Below are 7,966 nucleotides of genomic sequence, written 5' to 3'. Positions count from 1 at the left end.
ACTAGCTTTCTTATCCCTTTTACTGTTTTAAGGTTGACATTCTAAAATGTCCGTTCTGAATATTCTCTTAAGAATTTTCAGGGTTGTTGTCTATTGTTTAATTATCAAGGTTCTTATCTGTTGTCTCATCGACAGCTATATTAGATTATCACATCTTCAAGCGTTTGTCAACAACTTTTTAAATTTATTTTGCTATTCGTTTGAACCGTTGTTCTTGCGAGTCAGCTTAGATATAATACCATTTACGCAATTACATGTCAATAGTTTTAGTAATTTTTTTTACACTTTTTTACATTTTCTTTTCTAATGCTACACAAAGTATTAATTTAATGCTTTTATACTATATATAGGTCTTTATATTCCCATATCATAACTGTACACTCTACATTCTTACTTCTTATTTTATATATCTTTTCACATTATATTTTTGTTACACAATTTTTTGCATTCGATTATTTATAATAATACATATAATATTATATTTTCTATAGCTTTCATTTTATTTGCCATTACAATTAATGATGCTTTCTCTGTTAAATAATAAAACCGGTAAACCTGACATTAATAATTCTAAATTCTAATGCAAATCAACTTCATATGAGATATACTTTAAAAATCTTATTCTGATTAGATGGCGCAGAATGAATCTACATATATGTTTTTTCCTGTTTCCATAGAAAACACTTTGCGAGTTTTATTCGCTGATTAGCGGTCGACAAATGCTGTCATAAAAGCATGGCGTATTTTCCTCATCGCATAACAAAAAATCGCAATTCAATGAATTGCGATTTTCTTACGGAGAAAGAGGGATTTGAACCCTCGCGCCGGTCACCCGACCTACACCCTTAGCAGGGGCGCCTCTTCAGCCTCTTGAGTATTTCTCCAGCACGCATTATTATACTAGAGTTTATGTTTATTGTCAATATAGTATTTTCATTTTTTTATTTTTTCTCAATTATGTATTTGTGAAACTAAATAAGCCCTTTTTACTTTCTCATTTGTAAAACCAACTTCTACTCTTTTTCTTCACTTCGTAGAAAAACAAGTTTCTTTACGTTGCACTATTTCTATTTAAAATCCAGCTTCTCTAATTGTATTCTGAATTCTTTCTCTGACTAGCGCTGCTATTTCTTTTGTATTCATATCTTTATAATCTTCATAATAAAGAGGTTTCAGAAAATGTACCTGAACTGTTACCTGACTTGTAGTATTTGTGTCAAATGGTTTAAATGAATCTATTAATGCTACCGGAACGATTGGGCATTTCGCTTTTGTAGCAGCTTTAAAGCTTCCACCTTTAAACTCCAGAAGCTCATTTCCATTTTTAGATCTTGTTCCTTCTGGGAAAATTAAATAGTTTCTTCCCTTTTTTACTTCATTTGTTACATTGATAATTACCTGAAGTGATTGCTTAATGTCATCTCGATCTATCATATATGCTTTCATACAGGCAAATACTTGTTTCAAAAACTGAATGTTCGCAATTTCCTTCTTAGCTACAACTGAAAATGGCTTCGGGCATACATCCAGAATAGCCAATACATCATAAAGCCCCTGATGATTCGGAAAGAACATAAATCCATTTTCATCCGGAATATTTTCCACACCGTATGCATCAATCGTAACGTTTCCACCTTTATTTGCTCTGTGAGTAATATACTTTAGTAACTCGTAATGTTGTTCTTCTTTGTATTTATCCACATGTGATGCATGATAGCACAATCTTATCCACATATAAGGAACTAGAAACAGATTCCGAAATACCATCATTATGATCCTTTTCATTGTAAACTCCTCTCCTTATTCGTTTCCCCACTGTTGGGGAATATTATCTATTTTAGTATAATGTTTTGTGGATAAAATGTAAAGTTAGTAAAAAGGGGACGGGGTTTTTTTTAAGTGCCAGGTGCATGTCCAAAAGGGGACGGGGATTTTCTAAAAAATCCCCGTCCCCTTTTGGAAGTTTTCTACTGCTTTTTTCGCTTTATATCTTCCTAAATTCCAATTTCTTAAATTTAGATCACTTTGGTCTTTTTTCACTTCCCGGAAATATTCCGCCAGTACATCTTTTACATTATCTATGTCTTCACTGTCCAGATCTTCCGATTTCAGATCTGCTAATACAGGGGCAGCATCTTCTGACCACATATCTGTCAGCTCTGCTATATCATTAAATTTCAGTTTTTTATTTTCTGCCTGTATATGAGTGATGTTATATTTTGAAATCATCCAGTCCGGTTGGCTGAATGACAAAAAAATATATAATCCAAATGCAATCACCATTGTATAGCGGAACATAGGAAAGTTTCTTTTATATATCGAAATCACGACGCCACACATAACAAACCCAAGTACCAGCAATGACCATAATACAAGTATTCTTAAAAATGTAAGATGATAAGCTCCGATATAAAGTAACATCCGGTATGCCGCTGAAATGAGCATTATAAATGTACAACTGCAGACTATGGTTAGTATAATATTTAAAATTTTATTTTCTTTGAATATATAAAGGCATAATATAACAATTATAAAATTAAGTGCACAGACAAACAATAACTGCCAGAAGCCGCCTCTTGCATATTCCGCATAGGTTGTATTTGCCGGAAGACCTTTTTGCACTCCGATGAATAGATAAAAAATCTGTATTATACAATATAATACATAAATTGCGCTGATGATTCCTGTGAATGTTATTGCAATTACTGTATTTCCATTTTTCTTCTTTTCTTTATCCGTTTCCGAAAAATTTTTCTTGCTTGCTGTGTAGAAAAATGTGTAGCATAAATGTACACCTGCTATAAATAAAACGATATATCCAGGTACTATGCCTATTTTTATATGCTTTAATACATTTCCAAATATTCCTGCAAATATTGCATCCGAACTGAGCAGCACCGGAAATATGATGAGAAGCAACAATGCTGCAATTACTATTCCAATTAAAACTGCAATCAACATATTTTTCTTTTTTGCTTTGTCTTCTCCAGTGTGATCTCTTGTTAGATATCTTACTCCTCCAACATACAGGGCTGGCGTACTTTCGATCATTCCAATTCCAAGTAAAATGATTCGTTTCAGATAGCCGCCGAAATTCCAGCTTGTATCATCATAAAACTGATGCAGCATAAATACGGTTAATAAAATTGCTGTTCCTACCCAGTTGAAAAATATAAAAAAGTACGATGTCGTACATGCAGTTGATATTCCTAAAAGCAACATTCCTGTTATGTATATCCAGGAATCCTTTTTTAATTTCAGACCCAGTTTCTTTAAAAAGATTTTTATAAAAAAAATTGTGATTCCGATGCATATTGGAAATGTGATTCCAGAAATATTTTCATACAATGATACTGTGAAAATAATCCCATATAATAAACTTAATGCTGCAAAAAACGGATATTCTTTTTTTATTTTTTCAATATATCGATTCATATTAAACGCTCCTTCAATATCCACATTCTTAATTACCAATTTTCGTAAAAATATACAATTGTATGAATTTCATCATTGGCCGCCCATCCACATACATAACCATGATTCCATTCGTATTCTTTTTCTTGTGTTCCACTACACTTTACAAAACTATATGTCCACTTTACTTTTGTTTTCGGCACATGGAATCTTCTCTGGGAAACTTTCTGATACTTCTCCGCCATATGTCTTAATAATGCTATTGTAATTTGTTTTATAAATACCCAATAGAACAGCAAAAAAGAATATTACAATTAAAATGGACGAAATTAATTTCTTTCGCATATTACTCCTTCGTATACTCGATAATATCTCCTGGCTGGCAGTCGAGCTCTCTGCAGATAGCTTCTAATGTTGTGAAACGAATTGCCTTGGCCTTATTGTTTTTTAAAATAGACAGATTTGCCGGCGTAATGTCAATTTTATTTGCCAGTTCAACAAGCCCGATTCCTTTTTGTGCCATCATTACATCCAAATGTACTTTAATTCCCATTGTGACACCCCCTAAATCGTAAAATCATTTTCTTCTTTGTATGCAATTGCTTTGTCAAATACGCAGGCAAGTACCTGACTGAACAAAGCTGCAATAAAGAAAACGATTATAATTACAAGTGCCGCCGGTGTCGGATTGAAATAAAGTTTGATAATCCATAAAATTGTAATTCCGAAACTTAATCTTGCCATATGTCTGAGGCTCGTTACATTAGCGGTTACAAAACACTCTTCTTCCATTACGGTTTTCATCATTCTGCGGAGTTCATATATGATCGTCACTCCAAGGATTCCTGATATTCCGAAAATAATAAGCATTGGTATATACTGATTCATAAATACCTCAATCTTGAACTTTGCAAGATATCGTAAACTGATTGGCAATGTCAGAATTACAATAATTCCACTTACAAACATTACATCCAGAATATGTTTTGTAAATTTAACTGTCTTTGTATTCATAATTAGATTGCTCCTTCTTATTTTATTTTCTATAAAATAACATATTGTTTATTGTTTTTCAATATGTATTTATTGTTTTTCAATATTTTTTTATCTTTTTTCGATATTTAAAAGGTGGATTTTTGGTAAATAGCTTTTTTATATTTTTATATTCAACAAAAAAGACCTACCTCTGCAGGTAAGCCTTTTTTATACTCGCTTCTTAAATTTATCTTTGCTAAAAAGTGTAACTTTAATCTTTCCAGAATCTATGCTTCCAGTTCTCGCAGAATAATTTCTGCTGTTTTCTTTACAGTTGCTGCTACAAAGTCTGTACACTGTGCCTTACGTTCCGGAGAATTTTTCTCTTTTCCTTTTGTAAGTACACGACAACAGGTTGCTCCGCAATATTCTTTGAAGAAATCATGTAATTCATTTGTCAGGGCAAAACATTTGTTGATCTTTGGATCTCCCGGTGTGGTACGTCCAAAGAAATACCCAATCATCATTGTTGCTCCGGCAAGCGCTCCGCATATACAGCCGCCTCCTCCAAGTCCCCATGGAAATCCTGAGCTCATCGCAATTGCATCATCCGACATATCCAGATCAAAATTCTTGCGGATAGCATAGATCAGCGATTCTGAACAGGCGAACCCCTGATTGAAAATCTCTACTGCATCCTTCTGTAATTGCTCCATATTAATATCCGTATTCATAATAACGACCTCCTTTATTTTCCTCTTTTCATCTTACATCATTATTGATAAAAATTCTACGAAAATAAAATGTTCTCTTCCTTTCACTCTATTTTCACAGATTTTATGTACTATTATGACAATCAGGGAATATTAAGAGGCAAAGTCCCATAACAACACTGTAGTGGAATCCGGATTCCAGAGGATTTTTGCAGAATATGACAGCAGTCATAATAAAATAAATAAAACTGACGTACTTCAGATCTTCCTGAGATTCTTTCTGCAGATACGTCAGTTTTTCTATTTACTTAATCAATATAATATTTCTATTCTTCAGATGTATCGTTTTCTGTTACATCTGCTTCTTCAGATTCGGAAGTGCTCTCCTGCTCCTCCTCAGAATCGTCCTCGTCGCCTTTTCTTACTTTCGCAATACTTGCAACGATGTCTTTATCTTTAAGATTGATGAGCTTCACTCCGGATGTAATTCTTCCAAGTACGGAAATTCCTTCACACTTCATACGGATGATAATTCCTTCCGTATTGATGATCATGATCTCATCTTCTTCGTTGACAGCTTTTACGCCAACTACGTTACCTGTCTTTTCTGTGATCTTATAGCATTTCACACCTTTACCGCCACGGTTCTGTGGTGTAAATTCATCCATGTCAGTACGTTTTCCCATACCTTTTTCAGATACAAACAGAAGCTCACTTCCCTGGGAATCTAACTGCATACCGATGACTTCATCTCTGTCAGAAAGATTCATTCCGCGTACTCCCATAGATGTTCTTCCGGTAGAACGGACATCTGTTTCTTTGAAACGGATACACTGACCATACTTGGTAACAAGCAGGATATCCTGATTATTGTCTGTGTATTTTACTTCAATCAATTCATCTTCTTCACGAAGAGTGATTGCTGCAAGACCTGTCTTTCTTACATTTGCATAATCTGTAATAGGCGTTTTCTTAACAAGACCTTTCTTCGTAGCCATAAACAGATACTCACCTTCTCTGTACTCCTCAATCGGAATGACAGCACTGATCTTCTCACCCGGCATCAACTGCAGCAGATTGATGATCGCAGTTCCTCTTGAAGTACGGGAAGCTTCCGGGATTTCATATCCTTTCAGACGGTAAACTCTTCCGGTATTTGTAAAGAACATGATGTAATGATGTGTATGCGTCATAAACAGTTCTTCTACATAATCTTCATCCAGTGTCTGCATTCCCTTGATACCTTTACCACCACGGTTCTGTGCTTTGAATGTATCATTGGACATTCTCTTAATATATCCTAATTTGGTCATTGTAATAACAACATCTTCTCTTGGAATCAGATCTTCCATGGAAATATCAAATTCATCAAATCCGATGGATGTTCTTCTCTCATCACCGTATTTATCACGGATAACAAGAATCTCTTCTTTGATCACGCCAAGAAGTAACTTTCTGTCAGCAAGGATTGCTTTTAATCTGCTGATCTGCTCCATCAGTTCTTTGTATTCAGCTTCAATCTTCTCTCTTTCCAGACCTGTCAGCGCACGCAGACGCATATCTACGATTGCCTGTGCCTGTACTTCGGAAAGTCCGAACCGTTCAATCAACTCTGCTTTGGCGATCTGGACATTCTGCGAGCCTCGGATGATATTGATTACTTCATCGATATTATCAAGTGCGATCAGCAGTCCTTTTAAAATATGTGCTCTTTCTTCTGCTTTGTTTAACTCATACTGTGTACGTCTTGTCACTACTTCTTCCTGATGATTCAGGTAGTGATTTAACATCTCAAGAAGATTCATGACTTTTGGCTGGTTTCCGACAAGTGCCAGCATGATCACACCAAAAGTATCCTGTAACTGTGTATGTTTGTATAACTGATTCAGGATGACATTTGCATTGACATCTCTTCTGAGTTCAATGACAATTCTCATTCCTTCACGGCTGGACTGGTCACTCAGATCTGTAATTCCATCGATTCTCTTATCTCTGACCATCTCTGCTATTTTCTCAATCAGTCTCGCTTTATTTACCATAAACGGAAGTTCCGTTACAATAATACGGCTCTTGCCATTTGGCATAGCTTCAATATCTGTGATTGCTCTGACACGGATCTTGCCACGACCGGTACGATATGCTTCCTCGATTCCTCTTGTTCCAAGGATCATACCGCCTGTCGGGAAATCCGGTCCTTTGATGATTTTCAGGATCTCTTCAATCGTTGTCTCTTCTTTGTCTTCGATCTGATCATCAATGATCTGAACAACTGCATTGATGACTTCTTTCAGGTTATGCGGCGGAATATTTGTTGCCATACCTACCGCAATACCGGAAGTACCATTTACCAGAAGATTCGGAAATCTTGCCGGAAGTACTGTCGGCTCCTTCTCTGTCTCATCAAAGTTCGGCGCAAAATCAACGGTATTCTTGTTAATATCTGCTGTCAGTTCCATGGAAATCTTACTTAATCTTGCCTCTGTGTATCGCATGGCGGCTGCACCGTCACCGTCTACAGAACCAAAGTTTCCATGACCGTCTACGAGTGGATATCTGGTAGACCACTCCTGTGCCATATTAACGAGTGCTCCGTAAATAGAACTGTCACCGTGCGGGTGATATTTACCCATGGTATCACCAACGATACGGGCACATTTTCTGTGTGGTTTATCCGGACCGTTGTTCAGCTCGATCATAGAGTATAAAATTCTTCTCTGTACCGGTTTCAGACCGTCTCTTACATCCGGAAGTGCACGTGAAGCAATAACGCTCATCGCATAGTCAATGTAAGATGTTTCCATTGTTTTTTTCAAATCCACTTCATGGACTTTGTCAAAAATATTATCTTCCATTTATCCTTTTCC

At 35.7% G+C, this 7,966-nt stretch carries 7 protein-coding genes and 1 tRNA gene; all 8 read right to left on the bottom strand.

The genetic code is table 11. The features are described from left to right. Positions 1 to 796 precede the first annotated feature (796 nt). The 8 genes from DXC04_RS10375 to gyrA all read right to left on the bottom strand — a co-directional run bounded on the left by DXC04_RS10375 (position 797) and on the right by gyrA (position 7,954). Positions 797 to 884, bottom strand: a tRNA-Ser gene (locus tag DXC04_RS10375). 187 nt (positions 885 to 1,071) lie between these two features. Further along, on the bottom strand, positions 1,072 to 1,785 hold the full coding sequence (locus tag DXC04_RS10370) for a lysophospholipid acyltransferase family protein (RefSeq protein WP_021859835.1): 714 nt from the start codon (positions 1,783 to 1,785) through the stop codon (positions 1,072 to 1,074). A 150-nt stretch (positions 1,786 to 1,935) separates the two neighbouring features. Then, a complete protein-coding gene (locus DXC04_RS10365) occupies positions 1,936 to 3,435 on the bottom strand; it encodes a DUF4153 domain-containing protein (protein ID WP_118660956.1) in 1,500 nt (499 codons plus the stop codon). A 32-nt stretch (positions 3,436 to 3,467) separates the two neighbouring features. Next, positions 3,468 to 3,659: a hypothetical protein gene (locus DXC04_RS15550; RefSeq protein ID WP_117538465.1), complete on the bottom strand. Its 192-nt coding sequence runs from the start codon at positions 3,657 to 3,659 to the stop codon at positions 3,468 to 3,470. Between the two features lie 101 nt (positions 3,660 to 3,760). After that, complete coding sequence (locus DXC04_RS10355) at positions 3,761 to 3,967, bottom strand: helix-turn-helix domain-containing protein (RefSeq protein WP_118660955.1); 207 nt, start codon at positions 3,965 to 3,967, stop codon at positions 3,761 to 3,763. Positions 3,968 to 3,978: 11 nt separating this feature from the next. Continuing rightward, positions 3,979 to 4,428 carry a DUF2975 domain-containing protein gene (locus tag DXC04_RS10350; protein ID WP_118660954.1) on the bottom strand — a complete coding sequence of 150 codons (450 nt, stop codon included), beginning with the start codon at positions 4,426 to 4,428 and terminating at the stop codon, positions 3,979 to 3,981. 248 nt (positions 4,429 to 4,676) lie between these two features. Next, the gene (locus DXC04_RS10345; protein ID WP_021859830.1) at positions 4,677 to 5,123 is read right to left on the bottom strand and encodes a C-GCAxxG-C-C family protein; all 447 of its coding nucleotides are present in this window, start codon (positions 5,121 to 5,123) and stop codon (positions 4,677 to 4,679) included. A gap of 305 nt (positions 5,124 to 5,428) precedes the next feature. Then, positions 5,429 to 7,954 carry a DNA gyrase subunit A gene (gene gyrA / locus DXC04_RS10340; RefSeq protein WP_118660953.1) on the bottom strand — a complete coding sequence of 842 codons (2,526 nt, stop codon included), beginning with the start codon at positions 7,952 to 7,954 and terminating at the stop codon, positions 5,429 to 5,431. Positions 7,955 to 7,966: the final 12 nt, after the last annotated feature.

Source organism: Dorea sp. OM07-5 (assembly GCF_003481355.1).
Classification (GTDB): Bacteria; Bacillota; Clostridia; order Lachnospirales; family Lachnospiraceae; genus Dorea_D; species Dorea_D hominis.
The sequence above is the reverse complement of the archived record's forward strand: the minus strand, read 5'-3'. Positions and strand labels throughout refer to the sequence as shown.

Coding starts and splice junctions, on each gene's coding strand:
- DXC04_RS10345 (WP_021859830.1), bottom strand. CDS start 5,123: ATGAATACGGATATTAATATGGAGCAATTACAGAAGGATGCAGTAGAG.
- DXC04_RS10370 (WP_021859835.1), bottom strand. CDS start 1,785: ATGAAAAGGATCATAATGATGGTATTTCGGAATCTGTTTCTAGTTCCT.
- DXC04_RS10365 (WP_118660956.1), bottom strand. CDS start 3,435: ATGAATCGATATATTGAAAAAATAAAAAAAGAATATCCGTTTTTTGCA.
- DXC04_RS15550 (WP_117538465.1), bottom strand. CDS start 3,659: ATGGCGGAGAAGTATCAGAAAGTTTCCCAGAGAAGATTCCATGTGCCG.
- gyrA (WP_118660953.1), bottom strand. CDS start 7,954: ATGGAAGATAATATTTTTGACAAAGTCCATGAAGTGGATTTGAAAAAA.
- DXC04_RS10355 (WP_118660955.1), bottom strand. CDS start 3,967: ATGGGAATTAAAGTACATTTGGATGTAATGATGGCACAAAAAGGAATC.
- DXC04_RS10350 (WP_118660954.1), bottom strand. CDS start 4,428: ATGAATACAAAGACAGTTAAATTTACAAAACATATTCTGGATGTAATG.